Source organism: Spirillospora sp. NPDC047418 (assembly GCF_040643275.1).
Lineage (GTDB): Bacteria > Actinomycetota > Actinomycetes > Streptosporangiales > Streptosporangiaceae > Spirillospora.
Genome location: NZ_JBEYTW010000085.1, coordinates 1 through 25615, shown reverse-complemented (window position 1 = coordinate 25615; position 25615 = coordinate 1). Strand labels below are relative to the sequence as shown.

The window sequence follows — 25615 nt, the reverse complement described above, 5'->3', positions numbered from 1 at the left end:
CCTTCTCAGGTGACCAGGCCGCGGCGGTAGGCGTAGACGACCGCCTGGACGCGGTCGCGCAGGTCGAGCTTGGTGAGGATGCGCGAGACGTACGTCTTGACCGTCTCCTGGCTGATGACCAGCGTCCCGGCGATCTCGCTGTTGGACCGGCCGTCGGCGATGAGGCGCAGCACCTCCAGCTCGCGCGGGGTCAGCGCGGTCTCGGGCGCGGTGCCCTCGGTGGGACGGATCCGGGCCGCGAACCTGCCGACGAGCTGCCGGGTCACCTCCGGGGCCAGCAGGGCGGCGCCCATCGCGACGGTGCGGATGCCGTGCAGCAGCTGCGCCGGCGGGGCGTCCTTCAGCAGGAACCCGCTCGCCCCCGCGCGCAGCGCCTCGTACACGTACTCGTCGAGGTTGAACGTCGTCACCACGAGCACCTTGACGGGGTTCGCCACCCCGGCGCCGGCGAGCAGGCGGGTGGCCTCGATGCCGTCGAGCACCGGCATCCGGACGTCCATCACCACGATGTCCGGCTTCAGGCGGCCGGCGAGGTCGACCGCGGCGCGGCCGTCCCCGCACTCGCCCACCACCTCCAGGTCGGGCTGCGCGTCGATGATCGTCGCGAACCCGGTGCGGATCAGCGCCTGGTCGTCGCAGACCAGCACCCGGACCGGTTCGGTCACGACGCGCTTCCCGACGGGATGCGCGCCCGGACCGCGAAGCCGCCGTCCGCCCGCCCGGCGGCGCTGAACTCGCCGCCCAGCGTCTCGACCCGTGCGCCGAGGCCGGTGAGCCCCCGCCCGCTGCCCCCGGGCGACCCGGAACGCGAGCCGGAACCGTCGTTCCCGACCTCCACGGTGATCTCCCCTTCGCCGTAGTGCACCCGGACCTCGGTGCGGCTGCCGTGAGCGTACTTGAGCGCGTTCGTCAGGGCCTCCTGAACCACCCGGTAGGTAGTGAATTCGGCGTTACCGGTGGATCTCGCCGGTGTGCCCTCCTCGGTGAACTCCACCGGCTGCCCGGCCCGGCGCGTCTGCTCGACGAGGGTGCCGAGGTCGTCGATGGACCGCGTCCTGGACTCCCCGCCGTGGTCGGGCTGGAGCACGTCGAGCAGGTGCCGCAGGTCGGCGATGGCGCTCCGGCCGGTGTCGGTGATGGCGCTCAGCGTCCCGTCCAGGCGGTCGGGGGCGGCGGTCAGGTACCGGGCGGCCTCGGCCTGGACGACCATCGCCGTCACGTGGTGGGTCACGACGTCGTGGAGTTCGCGGGCGATGCGGGCGCGTTCGGCGGCGCGGGTGTCGGCGGCGACGCGGAGGCGGCGCTCGGCCTCGGCGGCGCGGATGGAGCGCAGCCACACCCCCATGCCCACCACCACGCTCAGTGCCAGGTAGAACGTCACGTACTCGTCCGGCCGGTCGCCGCCGCCGAGCCGGTTGAGAGCGACCGCCAGCACCGCGTACGCGGCGGTGCCGACGGCGACGGCGGTGCGGCGGAACCGGTCCAGGTGGACGCCCACGCTCAGCAGCGCGATGGCCAGGCCGGTGCCCGCGAACGTGTGGTAGCCGCGGAGCTGGTCGATCGCGAAGCCGGCCGCCACGAGCGCGAGGCACACGGCCGGCCACCGGCGCCGCAGGACGAGAGGGAGGCCCTGCAGGACGACCGCGACGACCGCGAGCACGTCGTACGGGCGGTTCGGGATGTCGCCGACGTGGGTTCCGTAGCCGTGCAGGGCCGGGATGAGCGACCCGACCACCAGGACCAGGGCGAGGGGCAGATCCCGGACCATGACGTCCCATCGGCGCCACATGTCCGGGATCGTCCGGAGATCGATCACTGGCCGAGGCTAGCGGTCGCGGCGGCGCGGGCGCGGCGCGTCCGCGGAACCAGGTTGCCGCGCCGGTGCGCCAGCCACAGGAAGGCGGCCGTCGCCACGATGCCGAACGCGACCGAGTACAGGCTCGCCTCCGGGCCGAACTCGCCACCGGTGACCAGCTCCGAGCCGGAGGTCACGCCGTTCAGCAGCGCGTCGGGGGTGTCGACGCCGGAGACCGTGGTGCCGAAGATCCCGGCGCCGGCGAAGTTCCAGGCGAAGTGCAGGCCGATCGGCACCCACAGGTTCCGCGTCGCGGCGTAGGCGGCGCCGAGCATGCCGCCCGCCTCGATCGCGATGGCGAGGGCGCCCCACACGGTGGCGTTCTCGTTGGCCAGGTGCATCAGGCCGAACACCAGGCCGGTCAGCGCCAGCGACGACCAGGTGCCGATGCGCTTCTCGATGATGCGGAACAGGATGCCGCGGAAGAGCAGCTCCTCGGTCACGGCGGCGGCGGCCATGAAGCCGACCAGCGCGATCGGGCCCGTCGCCGAGCCGAATCCGTCGATCTCGTAGTCACCGAGGAAGGCGAGGTTGACGATGACGGCGCCGAACATCGCGAGGCCGATCAGCGCGCCCCGGCCGAGCGCCGGGAGCGCGCCCTTGCGGGGCAGCTCGTCCACCGGGCGGTGCTCCGTCCGGCCGACCACGAAGGTGTACACGAGCAGCGCCACCACCGCGGACACGAGGCCGACACCGAGCGTGGGGAGCGTGTCCCAGGTGACCGCCTGGTTGGCGACGCCGCCGGCGGCGGCGACGGCCCCGACCGCCAGGAGCTGGATCAGAAGCTTCATGTCGATTCCTTCGCGAGATCCCCGCGGCCTGGGCGCCGCGGACAGGTAGAACGCTATGGATCACGCGATTTGGAATCTTCACCGTGCGGTGGACACTTCCCGGTAGCTCGCACGGGGGACAGGCCGCCCGTACGGGCCATGCCGTCAGGCGGGCTGCAGCTCCAGGGCCGGTGCCCGCCCGTTCCTGATCGGCCGCGTCACCTGCTTGGCCACGCACGCCGGCACGCCCTGCCCGGTCTCCGCCGGCCCCGCCGCCTGGCGGCGGTAGGCGCTGGGCGGCATGCCGACCAGCTCGGTGAAGCGGGTGCTGAACGTGCCCAGCGACGAGCAGCCGACCGCGAAGCAGACCTCGGTGACGCTGAGGTCGCCGCGGCGCAGCAGCGCCGCGGCGCGCTCGATGCGCCGCGTCATCAGGTAGGCGTACACCGACTCGCCGTACGCCTGCCGGAACTGGCGGCTGAGGTGCCCGGCGGACATGTGCGCGCCGCGGGCGAGCGCCTCGACGTTCAGCGGCCGCGCGTACTCCCGGTCGATCCGGTCGCGGACGCGCCGCAGCCGCGCCAGGTCGTCCAGGCGCTGCGCCTCGGTGCGGGCGCGGCCCCATTCGGGGTGGCACATGACGGAACTCCCTCTCTCGATGCCCTCGGCCGGGCGGACGGACGGGCGGCTCGGCGGCAGCGGCTCAGCCGATCTCCTGGATGCGGACCATGTTCCCGGCGGGGTCGCGGAAGGCGCAGTCGCGGATGCCGTACGGCTGCTCCGTCGGCTCCTGGACGACCTCGACGTCGTGGGCCTGCACCTTCTCGAACGTGTCGTCGAGGCTCCGGGTGGCGAGCAGGATCCAGCCGTAGGTCCCCTTGGCCATCATCTCGGAGATCACGCGGCGCTCGTCGTCGGTGACCCCCGGGTCGGCGAACGGCGGCGCCAGCAGGATGGACGTGTCGGGCTGCCCGGCGGGACCGACGGTGATCCAGCGCATCTTGCCCTGCCCGACGTCGCTGCGGACCTCGAAGCCGAGGACGTCGCGGTAGAAGGCGACGGACGTGTCCGGGTCGTCGTGCGGCAGGAAGCTGGTGTGAATGGTGATGTCCATGCAGATCAGGCTAGGCGCGCATCGGTGAACTGCGCTTCTCGATTCCTGACCGATCCGGCACGGTCCGGCGTGGCTTGGCGGCCCGCGCGCAGGCCGGTTTGCGGGGCTTTGTGGGTGTCCTGCCCATAGGCTTTCCGCCGTGAGCTCTGGGGAGAAGGTGATCGACGGCCGTTTCGAGCTGCGCGGACGGCTCGGCAGCGGCGGGATGGGCACGGTCTGGCGCGCGTTCGACCTCGCCCTGGAGCGCGAGGTCGCGCTGAAGGAGGTCCGGCTCGCCGACGCCGGTACCGGCGACCTCGACCCGGACTTCGCGCGGATGATGCGCGAGCGGGTGATGCGCGAGGCCCGCGCCCTCGCCCGGCTCGACCACCCCAACGTGGTGACGATCCACCACATCGTGGACTCCCCCGACATGCCGCATCCGTGGCTGGTGATGGAGCTCGTCCGCGGGCCGTCCCTCCAGGACCGGCTGGCGCGGGGGCCGCTGTCGCCCGCCGAGGGGGCCGCCGTCGGGCGCGGGCTCCTCGGCGCGCTGCGGGCGGCGCACGAGGCGGGCATCTGCCACCGGGACGTCAAGCCGGCGAACGTCCTGCTGCGGGCGGACGGGGCGCCGGTCCTCACCGACTTCGGCATCGCGGTGCTCCAGGAGGCGTCCCGCGTCACCGTCACCGGCGGGCTCGTCGGCTCGCCGGAGTACATCGCGCCGGAGCGGCTGCACGGGCACGAGGGCGACCCGGCGTCCGACCTGTGGTCCCTCGGCCTGCTGCTGTACGTGGCCGTGGAGGGGACGAACCCGCTGCGCCGCCCGACGACGGCGGCGACGCTGGCCGCCGTCATGACCGCGCCGGTCCCGCCGCCGCACCGCGCCGGTCCGCTGACGCCCGTCCTGCTGGCGCTGCTCGCGCGCGACCCGGCCGCCCGGCCGGGCGCCGACCGGCTGGACCACATGCTCGCCCAGGCCGCCGGTCAGAGCGCGACGTCCCTGGCCCATCCGCAGCCGCCTCCGCCTCCGCCGCTGCCGACCACCCACCCCGGACAGCCGCGTCAACGCCGCTCCCCCGTTATCGCGGCCATTCTCGCCGTGGTGGCCGGGGCGGCGGCGATATTTCTCACGGCGGTCCTGCTCATCATTCCGACGCTCAGGGACCAGGGGGAGCCGGAAACCCGCGGCACTCCTTTCGACGCGGCGCCCTCCTCGAATGGCCGCACCGGAGCGAACGGGAACGGCGGCGGCGCCAAAGAGGCCACGTCACTGCTCACTCCGGCCGCCGTCCGCAACGCCATCAAGAAGTTCGAGGAGGCGTCCGGCAGCAGGGAGTTCGCCGAGTTCACCGTGTACGAGAAGCACGCGTCCGCCGACGCACCGGTGGCCGGACGGCGCGGCGCCTTCGACAACTACACCTACCAGCGCGGGGCGGACGCGGCCGTCCGCAACCGCCCCAGCATCGCCATTACGACCGGTGACGCCAAGGTGAACCTCCGCGCTTTCAACTGGGACGCCCTGCCGACGCTGATGAACCGCGCGGCGCGCACCCTGAAAGTGCCGAAGCCGACCAACCGGTACGTCATCGTGAAGGCGTCCTGGACGTTCAACGGCGACCGGCCGACCATGCTCGTCTACCTCACCGACGACTACGGCGGCGGCTACCTCGCGGTGAACACGAAGGGCAAGGTCATCAAGACCGTCCCGTCCGCCTCCTAGCGCCCGCCGGCTCCCGGCCCCCGCCGCTCAGCGCGGCTTCCGCGCCACGGCGGCGAACTCGTCCACCTCGGCGGGCTGCCCCCAGGTGGCGATGTCGCTCTGATCGGGCCGCCAGTGGGCGCAGCTGACCAGGCCGGGCTCGGCGATCTCCAGACCGTCGAAGTACCGCGCGATCTCCGCCGGGGCCCGCAGCGTGAGCGGCGGCCGGCCGCCCGCGTCGTTGTACTGCTGCGCGGCCTCCTTCGAGGCGTCCCCGAACACCGCGTAGGTGGCGTGGTTGATCACCAGGTGCCCGCCCTCCGGCAGCGCGTCCACCAGCCGCCGGACGAGGCGGTACGACTCCTCGGTGTCCTCGACATGGTGCAGGATCCCCACCAGCATGACCGCGATCGGCTCGGTGAAGTCGAGCAGCCCGCGGGCCGCCGCGAGGATCGCGTCGGGGTCGCGCACGTCCGCGTCGAGGTACTCGCAGCGGCCTTCCGGGGCGCTCGTCAGCAGCGCCCGCGCGTGGGCCAGGACGAGCGGGTCGTTGTCGACGTACATGATGCGCGACTCGGGCGCGATCCGCTGCGCGACCTCGTGCGTGTTGTCGACGGTCGGCAGCCCGGTGCCGATGTCGAGGAACTGCCGGATGCCCTGCTCGCGGGCGAGGTAGGTCACGGCACGGCCGATGAACGCCCGGTCGGCGATCGCCTGCGCCTTGATCTGCGGGTAGCCCGCGGCGATCCGGTCGCCCATCTCCCGGTCGATCGGATAGTTGTCCTTGCCTCCGATCCAGTAGTTCCAGATGCGGGCGGAGTGCGGGACAGATCCGTCGATTTCAGTCGGCATGGCCCGAGTTTCCCGCCCCGGCACCCCGCACGTCACCGGCATGGCCGCTTTGCGCCGCCGCTTGAGCACCGCAGATTCTTCGTTGCGGAGCGATGAATCGGGGATGCGCGGACGGTACACACCATCGACCGACCGGATCGAGAGGGGATTTCCCATGGTGAACACCAGTGAGACCGGCGTCCGGGATGTACTGGACCGGCTGTACGCGGCCTGGGCCGACAACGACGCCGACGCGTTCGCCGACCTGTACGTGGAGGACGCGACCGTGGTGATGCCCGGCGTCTTCCACCAGGGACGCGCGGCGGTGCGCGAGTACATGGCGGCGGCGTTCGCGGGGCCGCTGAAGGGGTCGCGGGGTGTGGACACGCCGCAGGACGTCCGCGTCGACGGCGACACCGCCGTCATCGTCAGCCGGGCGGGCATCATCATGGCGGGAGAGGACGCGCTTCCGGCCGACCGCGAGCGGCTCGCGACCTGGGTGCTCTCCCGGCGGGACGGGAGGTGGCTCGTCTCCGCCTACGCCAACGCACCGGCCTGAGGAACCCCCCGAGGAGCACCATGGTGGACGACGATTTCGCCGCGTACCGGCATGAACTCCTGGTGCACTGCTACCGGATGCTCGGGTCCGTCCATGAGGCCGAGGACCTTGTGCAGGAGACGATGCTGCGCGCCTGGCGGGCCCGGGACCGGTACGACCCGGCGCTCTCGTCCGTCCGCACCTGGCTCTACAAGATCGCGACGAACGCGTGCCTGACCTGGCTGCGGGGGCGGGCCCGGCGCCCGCTCCCGTCCGGGCTGGGCGGCCCGAGCGACGACCCCGGGGCACCGCTCACCCCGTCGCTGGACGTGCCGTGGCTGCAGCCGCTCCCGGACGACCCGGCGGCGCGGGCCGTCCGGCGCGGCGGCCTGCGGCTGGCGCTGATCGCGGCGATGCAGGTCCTCCCACCGAAACAACGAGCCGTGCTGATCCTGCGGGACGTCCTGGAGTTCAGCGCGGCCGAGGTCGCGAACCTGCTGGAGACGTCCCCCGCCGCCGTGAACAGCGCCCTGCAGCGGGCACGCGCCGGCGTATCCGGGGTGGCGCCGGAGGAGGAGATCACCGAGCCGGACGACCCCGCCGTCAGCGCCGTCCTCGACCGCTACATCACCTCGTTCGAGGCCGCCGACGTCGAGGGCCTGGTGGCGCTGCTGACGGACGACGCCGTCCTGGAAATGCCGCCCGTCCCGCTCTGGTACCGGGGGAAACGCGACTACGGCCGCTTCATGGAGCGTGTCTTCGGCATGCACGGAAACGGCTGGCGAATGCTCCGCACCACGGCGAACGCGCAGCCCGCCGCCATCGCCTACAACCTCACTGAGGGCACGTACAAGCTGCACACCCTGCAGGTCTTCACCATCACCCCGAAAGGCATCGCACGCAACGTGGTCTTCCAGGACCCGGCGGTGTTCTCCGCATTCGGCCTGCCGGCCATTCTCGAATGATGCGCGAACTGTTCGCCATGGCCCTTCACACGCGAGACGGGCGGGGGCGGCGGAGGAGGTAGGGCTTCACTCGGCCCAGGCCCTGGAGTGGGCGGGGGCGGAGGGCGGAGGTGTCGTACACGCCCTTGGAGAGGGCTGCGGCCAGGGCCGGGCCGACCAGGACCGTTCCCGGGTAGGCCGTGGAGGTCAGGCGGGCGGCCATGTTGACCGGGGTGCCGAAGACGTCGCCCAGGCGCTGGATCACCTCGCCGTAGGCCAGGCCGACGCGGATCTTGGGGGACGCCGGGTCCTCGTTGAAGCGTTCCGCGATGCGCAGGCCGATCTCGGCGGCGGCGGACGGGGTGGGCGCGACGAACAGGACCTCGTCGCCGAGGGTCTTGACGATGCGGCCGCCCGCCACGGCGACGATCTCGGCGGCGGTCGACTCGAAGCGCTCGATGAAGGCGGCCAGGGCGTCGCTGTCGAGGCGGCTGCTCAGGCGGGTGAAGGACACGATGTCGGCGAAGCCGACCGCGAGGTGGGCCAGGCCGGCGGCGGGGTCGGCGTGGGCGGTGGCCGTGGTGGCGGCGGCGCGCATGCCGGCGGCGGTGAGCTGGCGGCGCCAGCCGTGCAGGAGCAGGCGCTCGAACGCCGGGCGCAGCTCCTCGGTGGCCAGCAGCGCGGCGGTGACGGCATCGGCCGTGAGCGGCTCGCCGGTCGGGAGTTCGCCGAGCCGGGCCAGCCAGACGTCGCCGAGCCAGCTCGCGAGACGGCCCATCGTCTGGCCGACGGCGCGGGCCAGCTGGAGGACCATCTCCTCGTCCACCATGGCGTGGGAGAGCAGGTCCTTGATCTCGTGGAGCGCGGCGACGTCGCCGTCGGTGAACGCGACCTCGTCGTCGGGCGGGGCCGGGAAGCCCAGGGCCTGCCAGATACGGCGCGCGTAGTCGTCCGTGACGCCCGAGAGGGCCTCGACCTCCTTGCGCGTGTAGCGCAGGGGGCCGCCGAGGAGGGTCTCCTCGATGTCGTCCGCCATGGCCGCAAGCCTATGTGCCATCGATCAATGTCACAATGGGTCCGGAGTAAGATCGCGTGGACATGGCCGAGTACCGAATCGACGAGCTGGCGCGGCTCGCCGGAAGCACCGTGCGCAACATCCGCGCCTACCAGGACCGGGGGCTGCTGCCGCCGCCGCGCCTGGAGGGCCGCGTCGGCTTGTACGACGACTCGCACCTCGCGCGGCTCCGGCTGATCGGCAAGCTGCTCGGCCGCGGCTACACGTTCGCGATCATCAAGGACCTGCTGTCGGCCTGGGAGACGGGCCAGGACGTCGGCGAGGTGCTCGGGCTGGAGAAGGTCCTGACCGATCCCTGGTCGGACGAGATCCCCGGCACGACGACCTACGAGGAGCTCGTCGAGATCTTCGGTACCGGGCTGGACGCGGACGAGATCGCCCGCATCCAGCGGCGGACCGTCGAGCTGGGGCTGATCGAGCCGGACGGTGAGAAGTTCCGCGTGCCGAGCCCGCGGCTGCTCCATGTGGGGGCCGAACTCGTCGCGGCGGGGATCCCGCTGGACTCGGTGCTCGACATAGCCGCCGAGATCCGCGACGACTGCGACGTGATCGCCGGACGGTTCGTCAACCTCGTCCAGGAGCACGTCTTCGGACGGCTGGACGCGCAGCCCGTCCCGGACGGCGACGAGGTCGCGGAGGTCGCCGCCGTGGTCCGCCGGATGCGGCCGCTGGTGAAGATGGTCGTCGAGCCGTTCATCGCGCGGGCGATGGAGACCCGCGTCCAGGCGGCGCTCGGCGAGCGGCTGGAGATGATCCGCGACGCGGCCCGGGAGCAGCCCGCCGACGGCTGACCCGCTGCCGGCTGCGGGCCGTCACAGCAGCGTGGCGCCCCAGACGACCGTCACCTGGTGCGGCGCGCCCTCGGAGTCGGTGAACGTGAGCGTGCCCTGGCCGGGGAGGCCGATGATCGCCGTGCGGAGGGTGAGCGTCAGGTTCATCGTGTCGCCGTCCGACATGCCGCCCTGCATCTCCGACAGGATCAGCTGGCTCGTCGACGTCATCGCCGTCCACGAGACCGGGCCGCCGCTGGCGGCGAGGCTGACGTGCGCGGTCTTCGTCCCGTACATCTCGACCTTGGCGGGGTTCACCGCGAGGACGCCCGGCTTGGCGGGCGGGTGGGCCGGCTGCGACGGCGTCGCAGGCGGGCTCGTCGGGTGCCTCGGGTCCTGCCGCTCGGTCGGCTGCGCCCCGGGCGGCGGCGCGGGCCGGGTCTGCGACCCGCCGCCCGTCCCCTGGGTCGGCCGGCCGCCGCCGGCGCCGGGCGGCGGGGACTCGTGGGTGATCGACGGCTGCGGCTGCGTCCGGAACGGCGGCCAGGACAGCGTGCCGCTGCCGATGCCGGGGCCCATCACCAGCACCGCGATGACGGCGGCGACCAGCGCGCCCGCCATGCCGCCCCCGGTGAACAGCCAGCGGCGGGTGAACGGCGACGGCACGTCCGGCTGGCTCGGCAGCCCGGACGGGGTGAGCGCGCCGCCCCGCGCGGCGATGTCGGCCCGGTAGCCGGCCAGTTCGGGGTCGGTGGCGGTGTGCATGACGCGGTGCCGCAGCGCGGCCGGCAGCACCGGCGCGGGCGCGCGGCGCAGCAGCGCGGCGGGGGACACCCGGCCGCGCCGCAGGCAGTCCAGGCAGTCGGCGACGTGCCGTTCGGTCTCCGGGTCGGCGGGGGAGTCGTCGCCCCGCCGCCGCAGCATCCGGGCCAGCCCCCCGGCCGGACGGGGAGGGGCGGCCGGCGCGGGCTCCTCCCGGACCGGTGCGCGGGCGGCCAGGACGGCGACCGCCGTCGGCTCGGGCCCGGGCTCGCGCTCGGACCCGGGCGCGGCCGATCCGGCGGCGCACGCCCGCTCGGTGCCGCGGATCACCCGCTGGAGCGCGGCCTCCAGTTCGGCGCGGCCGCGGCGCACCCGCATCGCGGCCCGCCGCGGCGACAGGCCGAGCGCCGCCCCGAGCCGGGCGGGACGCAGCCCGTGCCGGAACGCCAGGACCATGATCTCCTGGTCGACCGGCTCCAGCCGGGACAGGCAGGCGCGGAGCAGGCCGTGCAGCTCGTCCGGGGACGGCCAGTCGAGGCCGAGCTCGTCGTCGTCGGCACGGTCCACGAACGGCGCGTCGGAGAACTCGGCGTTCCGGTCCCAGAACGGCACCTTCGCGCGGCCCCGCCGGACGCAGCGGCGCCGGGCCGCCCCGTACAGCCAGGAGCCGAGGTGCAGGTGGTCGCGCATCCGGGGGGCGCGGCGGGACGCGTCGATGAACGTGTCGTGGACGATGTCCGCGGCGACCTTCTCGTCCCCCGTCATCGACGATGCGTAATCGTAGAGGCGCTCGGCGTATTCGTCGTAGAGCGCGGCGAGCGCCGCCTCGTCGCCTTCGTTCAGCCCTTTGACCAGTTCACGGTCGGCCGAGTGTGCGGAGGTGGACAACCTGGGCATTCACGCTCCCGGCAGCGGCATGAGGGGCCCGCCCCCACGAGGGTCATCCGGACAATCAGCCCACCTTGCATACACCCGCGGACCCCATCTGCACCACATCATCTCCCGAAATCCACCATTAAGGTAACACCCGGGTGAGTTATCGCCTCTCTCCGTGACCACGCGTCCCGTGACTCGGGGTCAGAATCACGTCAGCCGACCTGCCTGACCTCCAGGTCACCGTCCGCGTAACGGCGCCTGAGCACCTTCTTGTCAAACTTTCCTACGCTGGTCTTTGGGATCTCGACGATGAACGACCAGCGCTCGGGGAGCTGCCATTTCGGGATCCGGTCGGACAGGAACTCGCGCAGCTCCTCCGGGGTGGTCGCGGCGCCGTCCCGCAGCACGACCGAGGCGAGCGGGCGCTCCTGCCACCGGTCGTCGGGGACGCCGACCACGGCCGCCTCCACGATGTCCGGGTGCGCCATCAGGTGGTTCTCCAGCTCCACCGAGGAGATCCACTCGCCGCCCGACTTGATGACGTCCTTCGCCCGGTCGGTGAGGACGAGGTAGCCGTCCGCCGACAGCGTGCCCACGTCGCCCGTCCGCAGCCAGCCGTCGTGGAACTTCCCGGGGTCCTCGTCGAGGTAGTAGGCGCCGGTGATCCACGGCCCGCGGATCTCGGCCTCCCCCACCGCCTCCCCGTCGTTCGCGAGCACCCGGTCGCCATCCCCGACGATCCGCATCTCCAGGCCGGCGAGGACGCGGCCCTGGCTGATCCGCGCCCGCCAGGCGTCCGCATCGGCGGCGTTCACCGGCGGGTGCGCGACCGACGCGACCGGCGACGTCTCCGTCATCCCCCACGCCTGCACGATCCGGACGCCGATCTCGTCGAACCCGCGCATCAGCGCCGCCGGCACCGCCGACCCGCCGCACGGCACGAGCCGCAGCGAACTCAGATCGGACCCGTGCTCCCTGGTGTACCGCAGGACGTCGGACCAGATCGTGGGCACCGCCCCGGCGACCGTCGGGCGCTCCGACTCGATCAGCCGGACGAGCGGCTCGGCCTGCATGAAGCGGTCCGGCATGATCAGCGACGCGCCCGCCATGACCGCCGCGTAGGGCATGCCCCAGGCGTTCGCGTGGAACATCGGCACCACCGGCAGCACGATGTCGGACGCGCTCAACCCGATCGCGTTGCCCGTGCACGTCGCCATCGAGTGCAGGTACGCCGACCGGTGCGAGTAGACGACGCCCTTCGGGTTCCCGGTCGTGCCGCTCGTGTAGCACATGGCCGCCGCCGACCGCTCGTCGATCTCCGGCCAGTCGAAGGTCGCGGGCGCCGCGGCCAGCAGCTCCTCGTACCGGTGCAGTTCCTTGCCCGCGCCCTCCAGCGGCGCCGTGTCCCCGTCCCCGACCACGATCACGTGCCGGACGGTCGTGAACCGCGGCAGCACCGGCGCCAGCAGCGGGATCAGCGACCCGTCGACGATGACGACCTGGTCCTCGGCGTGGTTCGCGATGTAGACGAGCTGGTCGGGGAACAGCCGCAGGTTCAGCGTGTGCAGCACCGCCCCCATCGACGGGACGGCGAGGTACGCCTCCAGGTGCTCGGCGTTGTTCCACATGAACGTGGCGACGCGCTGGTCGCCGTCCACGCCGAGGCCGCGCAGCGCGCCCGCGAGCCGGGCGGCGCGCTCGCCGACCTCCGCGTAGGTGCGGCGCCCGGCCCCGTCCCCCGTCCAGGTGGACACTTCGGCTTCGCCGAAGACTCCCGCGCCATAGCGCATGATCGTCGTAATCGTCAGCGGAAAGTCCTGCATGGTACTGAACACGGCGCCTCCTGCCAGAACGGCTCCCACCGGGATCTTCGCAGTGTTCGCCGAGTGAGGCCATCCCCGCGCGGCCGTCCGATACGGGATCTTCAGTACACCTCGCGCAGGCGGGTCATGGCCCGGGAGACGGTGGATTTGACCGTGCCCACGCTCACGCCGAGGGCTTCGGCTATTTCGCGTTCGGACATGTCCTCGTAGTAGCGGAGCATGACGGCGATGCGCTGGCGCTCGGGCAGGCGGTCGAGGGCGCGGCCGAGGGCGTCGTGCATCTCGCTGCGGTCGGTGTGGTCGTCGACCGGACGCTCCGGAAGCCGGTCGGTGGGGTAGACCTCGAGTTTGCGGCGCCGCCACCAGGAGATCTGCGTGTTGACCATGGCGCGGCGGACGTAGCCGTCCACGGCGGCCCGGTCCTCAATGCGGTCCCAGGCGACGTAGGTCTTGGCGAGGGCCGACTGCAGCAGGTCCTCGGCCTCGGCGCGGTCGCCGGCCAGCCGGGCCGCCGTCCGCAGCAGGACGGGCCTGCGCTCGGCCACGTACGCGCCGAACTCCTCGTGCCGCGCCGCGTTCACAACATCACCGGACCAAGGGATCGGGGAGTCTGCACCGGGCCGCTCCCGGGGTATGGTCGACGATCGCAGGAAGATCGTAATTACGGGCCTACATAAATCACATATCCGGGTCAACCAGTTCATAATCTTCATCCCAGGTAGATCAGACATCCACCGCCGGTTGACTTATCGCGACAAATCCATCGACAGGCGAGGTCACGGCACGTGAGCCTATGACTCACCGTCTTCCCGTCCGTGCCCAGAGTGATCAACGCCGGAGTGTCGCCATGCCGTCGCCCAGCCGTGAAGCGCGCCGCCGCAGGCGCGCCGCCGTGTTCGAGGCGTCCTCGGCGTCTCCCAGCCGTGCGGAGGCGCGGCCGCCGTTGCGCGCGGTGTCCGGGATGGTGCTGGACGCCAGCCCGCACCTGCTGGTGCTCGCCGCCGGCGGCACCGAGGTGCGGCTCGTGATGACCGGCGACACCCGGGTCTGGCACGGCGGGCGCGGGGGCCTCGCCGCGCTCCGGCCCGGCCGTCCGGTGATCGTCCGGCGGAGCGGACGCGGCGTCGCCGAGCGGGTCTGGGTCGGCATCGCACGCGTCTCGGGAACGGTCCTGGCGTGCGGGCGGGACACCGTGGAGGTGGACATGGGCCCCCACCGAGGACGCGCCCGTGTGGTGATCCCCCCGCACGCCCTCGGCCCGGTCCTGGTCCGGCATCCGCGCCTGGAGCCCGGCTACCTGATCGACGTGATCTGCGTCGAGTCCCCGGACGGGCCGCGCGCGGTGCGCCCCGGCACGTCCCAGCCCGGCTACCGGGCCGACGACCTCGCCGCGCCGGAGGCGACCGCGCCGGTGCCCGGGGTGCTGCACGGGACGGCGACCTGGTTCGGGGACGCCGGCGGCGAGGCACCGGACGGGGCGGCCTACCCGGCGGTCGACTCCGAGGGGGCCGCCGGAGGATGCGCGGACGCCCCGTCCGGGTGCGTTCCGTTCCCGTACCTGTCGCTGGGCAGCGAGATCACCGTGCACAACGAGTGCGGCGGGCGGACCGCGGCCGTGCCGGTGGTCGAGTGCGGCTGCCTCGCGGCCCGGTTCTGCGACCGGTGCGTGGAGTGCGGCGCGTCGCCGCGCGGGCGGATCGTCGAGCTGACGCCCGTCGCGTTCGCCGCGCTCGGCGGCGATCTCGAGGCGGGCTGCTTCAACGCGTCCGTCCACGCCGACCTGCCGGTGGAGGAGCCATGGTGACGGCGTTCCAGAACACCCAGGTGCTGCTGCTCGCGGCGGTGCTGCTGGCCGCGTGCGCGGCGAAGCTGACGGTCCGGGAGCGGGCGGCGGACGCGCCCGACCACGTGCACGGCGTGCCGGTGCCGGCCGGGCTCGCGCGGCTGACGGCGGTGCGCCGCAGCCGCGGCATGACGGTCGGGCTCGGGCTCGGCGAGGGCGTGCTCGGGCTGGCGCTGCTGATGACCTCGCACCTGTCGGTGCGGCTCGCGACGACGGTCGCGTTCGCGGCGGCGACATGGGTCGTCGGCGAGTTACGGGTACACCGGCCGGACGCCGGGTGCGGCTGCTTCGGCGGCCTCAGCGGCAAGAGGGTCGGGCGGCGCAGCGTGCTGCGGGCCCTGCTGTTCACCGCCGCGGGGGTGGCGTCGCTGAGTGCGCCGCTCACGGGCGTGGACGTGCTGCGGGACGTGCAGGTCCAGGTCGGGCTGGTGTTCGCGGTGGAGGTCGCCCTGCTCGCCGCGCTCTCGCCGGAGCTGGCGGAACTGCTGGAGCGGCGGCGGATGCCCGCCGATCCGCCGTGCGAGCGGCGGCGCAGCCCGATGGCGGAGACGTACGCGACGCTCTACGAGAGCGAGGCGTGGGCGGCGCACGAGAACGCGATCGCGAGCGCCGTCCCGCTGGACGTGTGGCGGGAGGGCTGCTGGCGGTTCGTGGCCTTCGCGGCCCGGGTGGACGGCCGGGACGCGGAGATCGTGTTCGCCGTGTCCACCGCCGAACGCGACCGGACCGTCCGGGCGGGCAGCGTGCAGCCGGACAGCGTGCGGGCGGGCGGCGTGAGGGCCGCGATCCCGGGGGACGCGGCCCTCGATCCGTGCTAGCGGGAGGGGGTCACCAGGCGCCGCCGGTGTCGTCGGTGCCGTACTCGTCCCCGTGGGTGCCGTACTCGTCCGGGTGGGCGCCGTGCTCGTCGGAGAGGGCGCCGTGCTCGTCCTCCTGCCGGGACGGCTCCCGCCCCTCGCCGCTCCGCACGCCGCCGGTGGTGTCGGACGAGTAGTCGCCCTGGCCGCTGTAGTCGCCGCGTGCCATGCGGCCGCCCTGGTCCCGCGTCTCGTCGTAGCCCATGGTGGGGTCGTAACCCATGGAGGAGGACGTGTCGTCCTGGCCGGCGTAGTCCTCCTGGCCGTACTGGTCGTCCAGGTCCTGACCGCGGAACCGGTCTCGGTCTGCCATCTTTCCCCCCGATAGAGATCTGGTGCCCGATAGGTAGGCATTCGTCCGGGTTCTACCCAGCCGCCGCCGGGCGGCAACACCGGCCTCGCCCGTCTCAGCACCCTCTACTGCTCTCTACGAAAAAGCGTAGAAATCCCTAGACAAAGCCAGAGGCAACGCAAGCAAAATCTACGGCTCTCTATGCCGGTGGCTAGAGAGTCGAATATTTGCCGGACGACACGTCCAGGCACAGCTTTCTACCGTTCTCTAGCCTTCTCGCTAGAGAACTCGATACGGCCGGATCGGCCGTCAGGCGGGTTGCGAGCGGAGGAACGTGCCGAAGTGCGGCACCGTGAACGCGATCATGCCGCGCTCGGCGCTGTAGATGAGGCCCTTCTTGATGAGCCCGTCGCGGGCGGGCGACAGGCTGGACGGTTTGCGGCCCAGCGCGTCGGCGACCGCCGCCGTCGGCACGGGGTCGTCGCCGAGCCCGGCCATGGCGCGCATGTAGTCGCGCTCGGCGGGGGTGGCACGCTCGTAGCGGCTGCCGAAGAAGCCGACCGCGAGCTCGCTCTCCGCCTCCGGGGCGGCGACCTTGATGTCGTCCGCCGTGATCGGGCTGTCGGGCGCCACGTCCCAGACGACCTTCGCGTACGCCTGGACGAAGTACGGGTAGCCGTCGGCCGCCCCGTACAGCGCGTCGAGGGCGTCCCTGGTGAAGGTGACGTCCTCCCGCTCGGCCGGCGCCATCAGCGCGAAGTCGGCCGACTCACGGTCGAGCCGGTCGATCCGCGCGTACCGGAAGAGCCGCTCGGAGTAGGACTTGCTGGCCGACAGCACGGCCGGCAGGTGCGGCAGCCCCGCGCCCACCACGATGAGCGGCCCGCCGACCTGCGACAGTTCGTGGCAGGCGGCGCACAGCGCGGAGACGTCGTCGGGCGGGACGTCCTGCATCTCGTCGACGAACAGGGCGATACCGGCCCCGACGTCGGTCGCGACGGACGCGGCGTCCACGAACAGCTCGGTGAGGTCGATCTCCAGGTCGCCGGAGTCGGCCCGGCCGCGCGCGGCGGGCACGTCGATGCCGGGCTGCCAGCGGTGCGCCCGCGCCTTGCTCTTGCCCGCCGGCTCGGGCTCGGACTGCGCGAACGCCTTTAGCACGCCGAGGAAGTCCTCGATGCGGTCGGGCGCGCGGTGCCGGGGCGCCAGCTCCCGGACGGCGCGGTGCAGCGCCGAGGCGACCGGCCGCCGGATCGACTGGTCAGGCCGGGCCTCGATCTTGCCCGTCCCCCACAGCCGCTGGATCGCCTGCGACCGGAACGCGTTGAGCAGCACGGTCTTGCCCACCCCGCGCAGCCCGGTGATGATCATGCTGCGCTCCGGGCGGCCGCGGGCGACGCGTTCGAGCACCACCTCGAACTGCCGGAGCTCGCGGTCGCGGCCGGCCAGCTCCGGGGGGCGCTGCCCGGCGCCGGGGGCATAGGGATTGCGCACGGGGTCCACGCTCTCGGACTCTATGAGGCGATATAGCTGCGGCCGTAGATTTACGTAGAAATCGCTGCGGCGTGTCGTGTTCTCGCGTCGCCGCCCGCAGCGCGCGGGAGCCTCGGCTCCCCTCATGGCGGTCGCCACCATGCCGCCTCCCCGGCGAGCGCTTCCGAACAAGTCGAACTTCTGTTCGACTATTCGAACACACTAGCGCACGCGTCCACGCGCCGTCACGCGAACCCGGAGAACGACCCGGCCGCGGGCGTCGTCACCGCGGCCGGGTCCGCCGTCCGGGCGGGGCCGGGGGGAGGGCCCGCGCCCGGACGTCATCGGCGGAAACCCGCGTGCGGCCCTGTCCGGAGCGGGGTAGCCGGACAGGACCGCACGCGGGGGTCAGGCGAGGGATTCGTCGGCGTCGGACCGGTGCGGGACCTGCTCGGCCGGGACGGTGCCCATGCGGCCGGCCTGGAAGTCCTCGAACGCCTGGACGATCTCCTCGCGGGTGTTCATCACGAACGGGCCGTACCGGGCGACCGGCTCCCGGATCGGGAGGCCTCCCAGGACCAGGATCTCCCACCCGTTCGCGCTGGCCTGCGGCTGGCCGTCGGCGGCCCGGACGACGAGCCCGTCACCGTCCCCCTTGTGGTGGGAGCCGGCGAACACGGCGAGCTGCCCCTCGTCCAGCCCGACCTCCTCGACGCCGGCCGTCCCGCGTCCGGACAGCACGTACACCATCGCGTTGAAGTCGCGCGGCCAGGGCAGCGCGAGCCGGGCGCCGGGCGCGACCGTCGCGTGCAGGTAGTTGATCGGCGTGTAGGTGACGCCGGGGCCGTCGTATCCGGCGACCGACCCGGCGATGACGCGGACGAGCGACGAGCCGTCGTCGGCGGCCAGCAGCGTGACGTCGCGGGCCCTGATGTCCTGGTAGCGCGGCGGGAGCCACTTCTGGGCGCGCGGCAGGTTCACCCAGAGCTGGACGCCGTGGAACAGCCCGCCCTTGGCGACCAGCTCCGGCGGCGGCTGCTCGATGTGCTGGATACCGGACGCGGCCGTCATCCACTGGGTGGCACCGTCGGCGATGAGACCGCCGCCGCCACTGGTGTCCTGGTGCTGGAACGCCCCGTCGATGATGTAGGTGACCGTCTCGAACCCGCGGTGCGGGTGCCAGGGGGTTCCCTTCGCCTCACCCGGGGCGTACTCGACGGCGCCCATGTGGTCGAGGAGCAGGAACGGGTCGGCCAGGGCCAGGTCGATGCCCGGGAACGGGCGCCTGACCTGGAAGCCCTCGCCTTCGAGGTGGCGCTTGGCGGTCACGACCTTCGCCACGCGGCGCCAGTCGGTGCCGGCCTGCGGCAGCAGCGGGAGGCGGGGCAGGGTCAGCGGATCGGCCATCACGGCGGGCATGGGTTCTCCCCTCGACGGGTGACCGTCCGGCTGGGCGGTGCACTGCCTCCTGCAACATAGTTGATGGTTCAACTATTTCCGCGGGCGGGTGGTGTCGGCCCGTCCTGCTACCGTGAAGATAGCGCGGACTAGTTGAACATTCAACATATGGAACTATACTTTCCGGTATGAGCGAACCTCGCTGGCTCGATGCCACCCAGCAGCGCGATTGGCGGGCATACGTGGACGGCAGCGTCCGGCTCACCGAGACCATGGACCGCGACCTCAAGACCAAGCACGGCCTGTCGGTGTCGGAGTACGAGATCCTCGTCCGGCTGTCGGAGGCGCCCGAGCGGCGGTTGCGGATGGCCGAGCTCGCCGAGAACGCCAGCCAGTCGCGCAGCCGCCTGTCCCACACCTGCTCCCGCCTGGAGGGCAAGGGCCTGGTCAAACGGGACAGCTGCCCCAACGACAAGCGCGGCGTCTTCGCGCAGCTCACCGACGAGGGGTACGCCACCCTCGAACGCGCTGCCCGCGACCACGTCGAGACCGTCCGGACGTTCTTCATCGACGTGATCCAGCCGGAGGACCTCGAGGCGATCGGGCGCGCGTTCGGCCTCGTCCTGAAGCGCGTCGGCCCCGCCACCTGACCACCGCCCCCGCGGCCGGCCGGCTCTAGAGCGGGACGGTCACCCCGGTCAGGAAGCCCACGGACACGAGGGTCAGGAACCCCCACGCGAGCATCATGCCGATGCCGAACGTCCGCCACCGGCCGCCGACCTGCCAGACCAGCAGCCCGCCGAGCCCGAACGCGAGCAGCAGCAGCGTGACGAACTGCGGCAGCAGGCTCGGGCGGCGGCTCATCATCAGCGGCGCCCACATCATCACGATGTCGACGAACACGAACAGGGCGAAGCCCGCCGCGAGCGCCTTCACGTCCCGGCCGAGGAACGCGCCCGCGCGCTCCAGGGCGGCCTGGGCCTTGTCGGCCGGCAGCCGCGGCCGCGCGGCCTCCGGCTCGACCTCCACGTTGTGCGCCACCGCGAAGATCTCGTCTTCGAGGCTCGGCAGGTCGCTCTCCTGAGCGTTCGTCATCCCGGCTCCCTGGGACCGGACATCACCGGACGACATGCCCGGCGGTCTCCTGAAGTTCCACGCCGCCCCTATCCGGCGGGCGCGCCCTCAAACGCACCGTAGCGAATCGGTACCGCGACGCGAACGCCCCCGGCCTGCGTATGCTGCGAAGATGCCAGGTAGAGGGCCGGTTTCCAGCGCGACTTTCCTCGGTGTCCTGCTCACGGTGGCGCTCGCCGCGTCCGGATGTGGCCGCGGCGACGACGACTCGGGCGAGTCGGCGCCGCCCGCGACCCCGCCCACCGCGTCCGAGACCGCGGCGCCGGCACCGTCCCCGACGACGTTCCAGAGCACGATCAAGAAGGTGACCGCCGGCGACCTGAAGTCGTCCTGGCGGAGCGGCTGTCCCGTGGCGCCGTCCGGGCTCCGGATGATCGAGATGACCTACTGGGGCATGGACGACAAGCCGCACACCGGCGGACGGCTCGTCGTCAACGCCAAGGCCGCCGACGACCTCGCCTCGGTCTTCGGGAAGCTCTACGCCATGCGCTACCCGATCGAGCGGATGGAGCCGGTCGACAAGTACGGCGGCAGCGACTTCGACTCGATCGAGGCCAACAACACCTCCGCGTTCAACTGCCGCAAGGCGACCGGGTCCAGCTCGTTCTCCCAGCACGCCTACGGCCTCGCCGTCGACATCAACCCCTGCCAGAACCCCTACGTCTACGCGGACGGGCGCACCGCCCACAAGGACTGCACGAAGTACAAGAACCGCAAGCTGGACGAGCCCGGCATGATCCACGCGGGCGACGGGGTGGTGAAGGCGTTCGCCTCGATCGGCTGGGGCTGGGGCGGCGAATGGAGCGGCGCCAAGGACTACCAGCACTTCTCGGCGTCGGGCCGCTGACCGCCCGCCGGCCCCCGCCCGCGGGCCCCGGCCGCCGGACGGCCTAACCGAGCATCAGGACCGCGCCGACGAGAACGGCGAGGACCACCACCACGACGGCGATGCCGACGATCATGCCGACGTTCGGCCCGGACTTCTGCGGTTGCGCCTGGCTCTGGAAGTTCTGGAACTGGTGCGTCGTACCCGCCGGATCATTCGGTGTCTGCGACATGCCGAAGAGGGTAACGGATCCCTTATGCCCGAGTAGGGCGAGCGGAGAGTGTGGGATTCGAACCCACGAGGACTGTCCCCAGCCCTGGGCGCTTTCAAGGCGCCTGCACTAGTCCACTATGCGAACTCTCCCGGCGGCCGGTCGCCCGGCCACCGCCCACGATAGCGGTCACGGCGCCCTGTCTTCGACCGCATACCGGGCGCCTACGGTTCGCCGGGGACGCGGAAGCCGGGGATGGACGGCCACCGGACGGTCAGGACGACCGTCTCCTCCTCGGCCTCCCACGAGTGGTCGACGCCGCGCCCCCACACCACGTAGTCGCCCTGCTCGGCGAGCACGACGTCCCGTCCGGGGAACTCCAGGCGGAACCGTCCGCTGATCAGGACGAGCAGGGCGGTGCGCTTGTCGCCGTCCGTCCACACCGCACGCCGCTCGCCCTTGGGGTGGACGCCCCACTTGATCTCGACCTCGTCACTGTGCCGCAGGTCCCCGACGGGCTTGAAATGCCCGAGCAGCCACCCCCGGTCCAGGGCCGCGTCCGGCCCGGCCTTCCCCACGTACAAGCCATCACCGTCAGTCACGGAACGTGACCTTACCGCCCGGCCCCCGGCCCCCGGCCGGGCGGCGGGACGGTCACGGCTGCTGCGGGCGTTGGAAGGCGAAGCCGTCGCCGACGACGGCGGCCAGGGTGAGGTATGCCTCGCGCGTCGGGGGGGCGAGCTGCTCCAGCTCGACCTCGGCGCCCTCCTCCAGGTGGTCGTCGTAGGGGATGCGGACGACGGCGCGGCAGCGGCTCTCGAAGTGCGCCTGGAGCTTGTCGAGGTCGACCTGGCTGCGGGTGCGGTGGCGGACCATCGACAGGACGACGACGCCGTTGCGGACCAGGTGGCCGTGGTCGTGCGCCTCCAGCCAGTCCAGGGTGGCGCTCGCGGACCGGGCACCGTCCACCGACGGGGAGCTGACCAGGACGAGCTGGTCGGCGAGGGCCAGCACGCCCGCCATCGCCGAGTGCAGCAGGCCGGTGCCGCAGTCGGTGATGCAGACCGAGTAGTACTGCTCCAGGACGACCGCGACGGCGGCGTAGTCCTCGGCGGAGAACGCCTCGCTGACCGCCGGGTCGCGGTCGGACGCGAGGATCTCCAGCCGGGCCTCGTTCTGCGAGGTGAACGCGCGCACGTCCGCGTACCGGTGGATCTGGTCGCGGTTGTTGAGCAGGTCGCGGACGGTGGCGGCCGTCTCCAGCCGCACCTTGTCCGAGAGCGTGCCGCGGTCGGGGTTGGCGTCCACCGCGATGACGCGGTCGCCGCGGAAGGAGCCGAGCATCGAGCCGAGGCCGGTCGTGGTGGTGGTCTTGCCGACGCCGCCCTTCAGCGACATGACCGCGACCCGGTGGTGGCCGCCGGCGACCTGCGTGCGGGCGCGGGCGATCAGGTCCTTGCGGCGCAGCTCGCCCTGCGACTCGCCCGGGTGGACGCTGCCGGCGGTCGCCTTGTAGATGGCGCGCCGCCACCCCGAGGACGGCGCTATGCGGCGCTCGCCGAGGAGGTTCTCGGAGCTGAGGCTGTCGGTGTTCTGCCCGTCCTGCGGCGGGGGCGCCTGCCCCTGCTGGACCATCTGCCCCTGCGGGCCCACGGGCGGGTAACCGTACCCCGGGTACGGCTGGCCCGTGTTCGGGTCGATCGGCACGTACGGCTGCCCGGTGTTCGGGTCGACCTGCTGGTACTGCTGAGCGGCGGCGTTCGGGTCCTGCGGGTACGGCTGGCCCGTGTTCGGGTCGACCGGCTGGTACTGCTGCGGGTACGGCCGGCCGGCGTTCGGGTCCGCCGGCGGGGCCGGGGGGAACTGCTGGTGGGCGCCGTTGGCGGCCGGAGGGTACGGCTGACCGGCGTTCGGGTCCATCGGCGGGAACGGCCGGCCGCCGGCGTTCGGGTCCATCATCGGCGGGAACTGCGGCGCACCGGCGTTCGGGTCCGCCGGCGGGAACGGCTGGGCGCCCGCGTTCGGGTCGAGCATCGGCGGGAACTGCGGCGCGCCCGCGTCCGGGGACAGCGGACGGCCCGTGTTCGGGTCGATCGGCACGTACGGCGCCCCGGACTCGTCGGTGTCCTGCGGGTAGGGCTGCCCGGTGGCGGGGTCGATCGGCTGGTACTGGCCGCCCGCGTCCTGCTGCGCGTACTGGTCGGACGGGTAGGGCGGCAGCTGCTCGAAGGGCGGGGCGGCGTTGCCGCCGGCGTCGTACGGCGACTGCTGCGGACCCTGCTGCGGGGGCTGCGGCGGACCCTGCTGGGCCTGGGACGGGTCGTAGGTCGGCGCCGGGTAGTACGGCGGCGGCAGCATCCCGCCGTCGAACGGCTGCGGCATCGGCCCGCCCTCGTACGACGGCGGCATCGGCCCGCCTTCGTAGGACGGCGGTACGGGCCCGCCCTCGTAGGGCGCCGGTCCGCCCTCGTAGGACGGCGGTACCGGGCCGCCCTCGTACGGCGGGGGCTGCGGCGGGCCGAAGTTCTCCGGGCCGCCCTGGAACGCGGGCGGCGCCGCGAGCCAGGGGTTGTTCTCCGGGGCCTGCGGCGACTCCGGCGCGGCGGGCGGGGGCGGCGGCGCGTTCTCCTGCTCGGCGGGGCCGGGCTGCGGCGCCTTCGCGCCTTCGGGGGACGGTTCCGCCGTGTCCTCGTTCATCGCGTCCAGAGAGGCCAGGCGCTCCTCCAGGGAGCGCCCATCGTGCTCGTTCCTCGCCACCGTTCTTCCCCCTCGGGCACGCCTCTGATGATCAACACGGTGCGGGTGGGCAAACCGACCCCCACGCAGGATACCCATCACCCAATATCACGCATCCCGCACGTAGATCGACGTTGGGACGGGGAGGCGGGGACGGGGATGACGCGGCGGCCCGCCCGGTAGCGTGATCGGTATGCATGCGATCGTGATCCGCGAGCCGGGCGGGCCGGACGTCCTGGAATGGGCGCAGGTCCCGGACCCGGAGCCGAGCCCGGGCGAGGTGCTGATCGACGTGGCGGCGAGCGCGGTGAACCGCGCGGACGTCATGCAGCGGCAGGGCTTCTACCCGCCGCCCGAGGGCGCTCCCCCGTATCCGGGCCTGGAGGTGTCCGGACGGGTCGCCGGGCTGGGCGCGGACGTCACCGGAGTGACCGTCGGGGACGAGGTGTGCGCCCTGCTCAGCGGGGGAGGGTACGCCGAACGGGTCGCGGTGCCCGCCGCTCAGGTGCTCCCGGTGCCGCGCGGCGTGGACGCCGTGGAGGCGGCCGGGCTCCCGGAGGTCGCGTGCACGGTGTGGTCGAACGTGTTCCAGCTGGGCGGGCTGCGCGCGGGGGAGACGCTCCTCGTCCACGGCGGCGGCAGCGGCATCGGGACGTTCGCGATCCAGCTCGCGAAGGCGCGCGGTGCGCGGGTGGTGACGACCGTGGGCAGCGCGGAGAAGGCGGCCCGCTGCCGGGACCTCGGCGCCGACGTCACCGTCAACTACCGCGAGGAGGACTTCGTCGACAGCGGCCCCTACGACGTGATCCTCGACCTGATCGGCGCCAAGTACCTGGCCCGGAACGTCAAGGCGCTCGCCACCGGCGGACGGCTGATGGTGATCGGCCTCCAGGGCGGCGCGAAGGCGGAGCTCGACCTCGGCGGGCTGCTGCGCAAGCGGGCGCTGGTGCACGCGACGACGCTGCGGGCCCGTCCGGCGGCGGAGAAGGCGGAGATCGTGGCCGGGGTCCGCGAGCACGTGTGGCCGCTGCTGGAGTCGGGAAGGGTCCGGCCCGTCATCGACCGGAGGTTCCCGATGGCCGAGGCGGCGCGCGCGCACGAGCTGCTCGAAGAAAGCGGTCATGTCGGCAAGATCCTGCTGACAGTGTGAGGATGTGGAGTTTATGAGCGAGCCTTCGAAGAACCAGTCTGAACAGGAACCGCAGGTGCTCGTGGTCGGCCCGGGCGGCATCGCCATGGAGAGCGCCGGCGAGGGCGAGTCCGGGGCCAAGTCGGTCGCCGAGATGGTCGAGCAGCCCGCGAAGGTGATGCGGATCGGCGGGATGATCCGCCAGCTCCTCGACGAGGTCAAGGCCGCCCCGCTGGACGAGGCGAGCCGGGCCCGGCTGCGGGAGATCCACAAGTCGTCCATCAAGGAGCTGGAGGACGGCCTGGCCCCCGAGCTGGTCGAGGAGCTGGAGCGGCTGTCGCTGCCGTTCACCGAGGGCACGGTGCCGAGCGAGGCGGAGCTGCGGATCGCGCAGGCGCAGCTCGTCGGCTGGCTGGAGGGGCTGTTCCACGGCATCCAGACGACGCTGTTCGCGCAGCAGATGGCGGCGCGGGCGCAGCTGGAGCAGATGCGGCGGGCGCTGCCCGCCGGCATGGTGCCGCCCGGCGCCGAGGAGGAGCCGTCGTCCGGCCACCGCTCGTCCGGCCCCTACCTGTAGGACGCCTCTACGACGTCAGGGGCGGGCGCCCCCCCCCCCGCGGGGGGGGCCGCCCCGAAAGGGACAAGCGGTGGAGGACTTCGGGCGCGCCCGGGGCGTC

At 72.7% G+C, this 25615-nt stretch carries 27 protein-coding genes and 1 tRNA gene; 10 read left to right on the top strand and 18 right to left on the bottom strand.

Annotation, left to right across the window (positions count from 1 at the left end; all coding sequences use genetic code 11):
• Positions 1–5: 5 nt before the first annotated feature.
• From ABZ806_RS35355 to ABZ806_RS35335, 5 genes are all read right to left on the bottom strand, one after another.
• Positions 6–665 carry a response regulator gene (locus ABZ806_RS35355; protein WP_500222003.1) on the bottom strand — a complete coding sequence of 220 codons (660 nt, stop codon included), beginning with the start codon at positions 663–665 and terminating at the stop codon, positions 6–8.
• Positions 662–1816: a sensor histidine kinase gene (locus ABZ806_RS35350; RefSeq protein WP_500222000.1), complete on the bottom strand. Its 1155-nt coding sequence runs from the start codon at positions 1814–1816 to the stop codon at positions 662–664. Before ABZ806_RS35350 ends, ABZ806_RS35355 begins: the two co-directional genes overlap by 4 nt.
• Positions 1813–2646 carry a CPBP family intramembrane glutamic endopeptidase gene (locus tag ABZ806_RS35345; protein ID WP_500221996.1) on the bottom strand — a complete coding sequence of 278 codons (834 nt, stop codon included), beginning with the start codon at positions 2644–2646 and terminating at the stop codon, positions 1813–1815. The genes ABZ806_RS35350 and ABZ806_RS35345 overlap by 4 nt, the downstream gene beginning before the upstream one ends.
• Positions 2647–2790: 144 nt before the next feature.
• Positions 2791–3264: a helix-turn-helix transcriptional regulator gene (locus tag ABZ806_RS35340; protein ID WP_500221993.1), complete on the bottom strand. Its 474-nt coding sequence runs from the start codon at positions 3262–3264 to the stop codon at positions 2791–2793.
• Positions 3265–3328: 64 nt separating this feature from the next.
• On the bottom strand, positions 3329–3739 hold the full coding sequence (locus ABZ806_RS35335; protein WP_500221991.1) for a VOC family protein: 411 nt from the start codon (positions 3737–3739) through the stop codon (positions 3329–3331).
• A gap of 139 nt (positions 3740–3878) precedes the next feature.
• On the opposite strand from ABZ806_RS35335, the gene ABZ806_RS35330 reads away from it, so the two are divergent.
• Positions 3879–5441, top strand: coding sequence for a serine/threonine-protein kinase (locus tag ABZ806_RS35330; RefSeq protein ID WP_500221989.1), 1563 nt, complete (start codon positions 3879–3881; stop codon positions 5439–5441).
• A 27-nt stretch (positions 5442–5468) separates the two neighbouring features.
• On the opposite strand, the gene ABZ806_RS35325 is transcribed toward ABZ806_RS35330, so the two are convergent.
• Positions 5469–6272 carry an SAM-dependent methyltransferase gene (locus ABZ806_RS35325; protein WP_500221986.1) on the bottom strand — a complete coding sequence of 268 codons (804 nt, stop codon included), beginning with the start codon at positions 6270–6272 and terminating at the stop codon, positions 5469–5471.
• A gap of 154 nt (positions 6273–6426) precedes the next feature.
• On the opposite strand from ABZ806_RS35325, the gene ABZ806_RS35320 reads away from it, so the two are divergent.
• Together ABZ806_RS35320 and ABZ806_RS35315 are read left to right on the top strand one after the other, a co-directional pair.
• Positions 6427–6810 carry an SgcJ/EcaC family oxidoreductase gene (locus ABZ806_RS35320; protein ID WP_500221984.1) on the top strand — a complete coding sequence of 128 codons (384 nt, stop codon included), beginning with the start codon at positions 6427–6429 and terminating at the stop codon, positions 6808–6810.
• A gap of 20 nt (positions 6811–6830) precedes the next feature.
• Positions 6831–7754: a sigma-70 family RNA polymerase sigma factor gene (locus ABZ806_RS35315; RefSeq protein WP_500221982.1), complete on the top strand. Its 924-nt coding sequence runs from the start codon at positions 6831–6833 to the stop codon at positions 7752–7754.
• Positions 7755–7779: 25 nt separating this feature from the next.
• Here the strand turns inward: ABZ806_RS35315 and ABZ806_RS35310 are convergent, their stop codons facing one another.
• Entirely contained in the window at positions 7780–8769 is a 990-nt protein-coding gene (locus tag ABZ806_RS35310) for an adenylate/guanylate cyclase domain-containing protein (RefSeq protein ID WP_500221979.1), read from the bottom strand.
• 62 nt (positions 8770–8831) lie between these two features.
• Here ABZ806_RS35310 and ABZ806_RS35305 point away from each other — a divergent pair, with 62 nt between their 5' ends.
• Positions 8832–9599 (top strand): MerR family transcriptional regulator, encoded by a 768-nt coding sequence (locus ABZ806_RS35305; protein ID WP_500221976.1) that lies wholly within the window; start codon positions 8832–8834, stop codon positions 9597–9599.
• A gap of 21 nt (positions 9600–9620) precedes the next feature.
• Here ABZ806_RS35305 and ABZ806_RS35300 read toward each other — a convergent pair whose 3' ends face one another.
• The 3 genes from ABZ806_RS35300 to ABZ806_RS35290 form a co-directional block, all read right to left on the bottom strand.
• Positions 9621–11237 carry an RNA polymerase sigma factor gene (locus ABZ806_RS35300; protein ID WP_500221973.1) on the bottom strand — a complete coding sequence of 539 codons (1617 nt, stop codon included), beginning with the start codon at positions 11235–11237 and terminating at the stop codon, positions 9621–9623.
• A 191-nt stretch (positions 11238–11428) separates the two neighbouring features.
• A complete protein-coding gene (locus ABZ806_RS35295) occupies positions 11429–13051 on the bottom strand; it encodes a long-chain fatty acid--CoA ligase (protein ID WP_500221970.1) in 1623 nt (540 codons plus the stop codon).
• An 89-nt stretch (positions 13052–13140) separates the two neighbouring features.
• Positions 13141–13620: a SigE family RNA polymerase sigma factor gene (locus ABZ806_RS35290; protein WP_500221966.1), complete on the bottom strand. Its 480-nt coding sequence runs from the start codon at positions 13618–13620 to the stop codon at positions 13141–13143.
• Between the two features lie 266 nt (positions 13621–13886).
• Between ABZ806_RS35290 and ABZ806_RS35285 the strand changes: the two genes are divergently transcribed.
• On the top strand, positions 13887–14843 hold the full coding sequence (locus tag ABZ806_RS35285) for a hypothetical protein (protein ID WP_500221963.1): 957 nt from the start codon (positions 13887–13889) through the stop codon (positions 14841–14843).
• On the top strand, positions 14837–15700 hold the full coding sequence (locus ABZ806_RS35280) for a MauE/DoxX family redox-associated membrane protein (RefSeq protein ID WP_500221960.1): 864 nt from the start codon (positions 14837–14839) through the stop codon (positions 15698–15700). The genes ABZ806_RS35285 and ABZ806_RS35280 overlap by 7 nt, the downstream gene beginning before the upstream one ends.
• A 10-nt stretch (positions 15701–15710) precedes the next feature.
• Here ABZ806_RS35280 and ABZ806_RS35275 read toward each other — a convergent pair whose 3' ends face one another.
• The 3 genes from ABZ806_RS35275 to ABZ806_RS35265 form a co-directional block, all read right to left on the bottom strand.
• A complete protein-coding gene (locus ABZ806_RS35275) occupies positions 15711–16052 on the bottom strand; it encodes a hypothetical protein (RefSeq protein ID WP_500221958.1) in 342 nt (113 codons plus the stop codon).
• Between the two features lie 288 nt (positions 16053–16340).
• Positions 16341–17525: an ATP-binding protein gene (locus tag ABZ806_RS35270; RefSeq protein ID WP_500221954.1), complete on the bottom strand. Its 1185-nt coding sequence runs from the start codon at positions 17523–17525 to the stop codon at positions 16341–16343.
• 387 nt (positions 17526–17912) lie between these two features.
• Positions 17913–18923, bottom strand: coding sequence for a pirin family protein (locus ABZ806_RS35265; RefSeq protein ID WP_500221951.1), 1011 nt, complete (start codon positions 18921–18923; stop codon positions 17913–17915).
• A gap of 167 nt (positions 18924–19090) precedes the next feature.
• Between ABZ806_RS35265 and ABZ806_RS35260 the strand changes: the two genes are divergently transcribed.
• Positions 19091–19552 carry a MarR family winged helix-turn-helix transcriptional regulator gene (locus ABZ806_RS35260; protein ID WP_500221949.1) on the top strand — a complete coding sequence of 154 codons (462 nt, stop codon included), beginning with the start codon at positions 19091–19093 and terminating at the stop codon, positions 19550–19552.
• 25 nt (positions 19553–19577) lie between these two features.
• On the opposite strand, the gene ABZ806_RS35255 is transcribed toward ABZ806_RS35260, so the two are convergent.
• Positions 19578–19997: a hypothetical protein gene (locus tag ABZ806_RS35255; protein ID WP_500221948.1), complete on the bottom strand. Its 420-nt coding sequence runs from the start codon at positions 19995–19997 to the stop codon at positions 19578–19580.
• Positions 19998–20148: 151 nt separating this feature from the next.
• Here ABZ806_RS35255 and ABZ806_RS35250 point away from each other — a divergent pair, with 151 nt between their 5' ends.
• A complete protein-coding gene (locus ABZ806_RS35250; RefSeq protein ID WP_500221945.1) occupies positions 20149–20883 on the top strand; it encodes a M15 family metallopeptidase in 735 nt (244 codons plus the stop codon).
• A gap of 43 nt (positions 20884–20926) precedes the next feature.
• Here the strand turns inward: ABZ806_RS35250 and ABZ806_RS35245 are convergent, their stop codons facing one another.
• From ABZ806_RS35245 to ABZ806_RS35230, 4 genes are all read right to left on the bottom strand, one after another.
• Complete coding sequence (locus tag ABZ806_RS35245; RefSeq protein WP_500221943.1) at positions 20927–21094, bottom strand: hypothetical protein; 168 nt, start codon at positions 21092–21094, stop codon at positions 20927–20929.
• 42 nt (positions 21095–21136) lie between these two features.
• Positions 21137–21225: transfer RNA gene (locus tag ABZ806_RS35240), tRNA-Ser, on the bottom strand.
• A 72-nt stretch (positions 21226–21297) separates the two neighbouring features.
• Positions 21298–21675: a cupin domain-containing protein gene (locus ABZ806_RS35235; RefSeq protein WP_500221939.1), complete on the bottom strand. Its 378-nt coding sequence runs from the start codon at positions 21673–21675 to the stop codon at positions 21298–21300.
• A gap of 52 nt (positions 21676–21727) precedes the next feature.
• Entirely contained in the window at positions 21728–23830 is a 2103-nt protein-coding gene (locus ABZ806_RS35230; protein WP_500221936.1) for a MinD/ParA family ATP-binding protein, read from the bottom strand.
• Between the two features lie 172 nt (positions 23831–24002).
• Between ABZ806_RS35230 and ABZ806_RS35225 the strand changes: the two genes are divergently transcribed.
• Together ABZ806_RS35225 and ABZ806_RS35220 are read left to right on the top strand one after the other, a co-directional pair.
• Positions 24003–24959, top strand: coding sequence for an NAD(P)H-quinone oxidoreductase (locus ABZ806_RS35225; protein WP_500221933.1), 957 nt, complete (start codon positions 24003–24005; stop codon positions 24957–24959).
• A gap of 13 nt (positions 24960–24972) precedes the next feature.
• Positions 24973–25515 (top strand): bacterial proteasome activator family protein, encoded by a 543-nt coding sequence (locus ABZ806_RS35220; protein WP_500221930.1) that lies wholly within the window; start codon positions 24973–24975, stop codon positions 25513–25515.
• Positions 25516–25615 lie beyond the last annotated feature (100 nt).

Excerpts from the sequence above, each read along its gene's own strand:
- ABZ806_RS35345 (WP_500221996.1), bottom strand. The coding sequence starts at position 2,646 with ATGAAGCTTCTGATCCAGCTCCTGGCGGTCGGGGCCGTCGCCGCCGCC.
- ABZ806_RS35340 (WP_500221993.1), bottom strand. The coding sequence starts at position 3,264 with ATGTGCCACCCCGAATGGGGCCGCGCCCGCACCGAGGCGCAGCGCCTG.
- ABZ806_RS35335 (WP_500221991.1), bottom strand. The coding sequence starts at position 3,739 with ATGGACATCACCATTCACACCAGCTTCCTGCCGCACGACGACCCGGAC.
- ABZ806_RS35325 (WP_500221986.1), bottom strand. The coding sequence starts at position 6,272 with ATGCCGACTGAAATCGACGGATCTGTCCCGCACTCCGCCCGCATCTGG.
- ABZ806_RS35320 (WP_500221984.1), top strand. The coding sequence starts at position 6,427 with ATGGTGAACACCAGTGAGACCGGCGTCCGGGATGTACTGGACCGGCTG.
- ABZ806_RS35315 (WP_500221982.1), top strand. The coding sequence starts at position 6,831 with ATGGTGGACGACGATTTCGCCGCGTACCGGCATGAACTCCTGGTGCAC.
- ABZ806_RS35310 (WP_500221979.1), bottom strand. The coding sequence starts at position 8,769 with ATGGCGGACGACATCGAGGAGACCCTCCTCGGCGGCCCCCTGCGCTAC.
- ABZ806_RS35305 (WP_500221976.1), top strand. The coding sequence starts at position 8,832 with ATGGCCGAGTACCGAATCGACGAGCTGGCGCGGCTCGCCGGAAGCACC.
- ABZ806_RS35300 (WP_500221973.1), bottom strand. The coding sequence starts at position 11,237 with ATGCCCAGGTTGTCCACCTCCGCACACTCGGCCGACCGTGAACTGGTC.
- ABZ806_RS35285 (WP_500221963.1), top strand. The coding sequence starts at position 13,887 with ATGCCGTCGCCCAGCCGTGAAGCGCGCCGCCGCAGGCGCGCCGCCGTG.
- ABZ806_RS35280 (WP_500221960.1), top strand. The coding sequence starts at position 14,837 with ATGGTGACGGCGTTCCAGAACACCCAGGTGCTGCTGCTCGCGGCGGTG.
- ABZ806_RS35275 (WP_500221958.1), bottom strand. The coding sequence starts at position 16,052 with ATGGCAGACCGAGACCGGTTCCGCGGTCAGGACCTGGACGACCAGTAC.
- ABZ806_RS35265 (WP_500221951.1), bottom strand. The coding sequence starts at position 18,923 with ATGCCCGCCGTGATGGCCGATCCGCTGACCCTGCCCCGCCTCCCGCTG.
- ABZ806_RS35260 (WP_500221949.1), top strand. The coding sequence starts at position 19,091 with ATGAGCGAACCTCGCTGGCTCGATGCCACCCAGCAGCGCGATTGGCGG.
- ABZ806_RS35255 (WP_500221948.1), bottom strand. The coding sequence starts at position 19,997 with ATGACGAACGCTCAGGAGAGCGACCTGCCGAGCCTCGAAGACGAGATC.
- ABZ806_RS35250 (WP_500221945.1), top strand. The coding sequence starts at position 20,149 with ATGCCAGGTAGAGGGCCGGTTTCCAGCGCGACTTTCCTCGGTGTCCTG.
- ABZ806_RS35245 (WP_500221943.1), bottom strand. The coding sequence starts at position 21,094 with ATGTCGCAGACACCGAATGATCCGGCGGGTACGACGCACCAGTTCCAG.
- ABZ806_RS35225 (WP_500221933.1), top strand. The coding sequence starts at position 24,003 with ATGCATGCGATCGTGATCCGCGAGCCGGGCGGGCCGGACGTCCTGGAA.
- ABZ806_RS35220 (WP_500221930.1), top strand. The coding sequence starts at position 24,973 with ATGAGCGAGCCTTCGAAGAACCAGTCTGAACAGGAACCGCAGGTGCTC.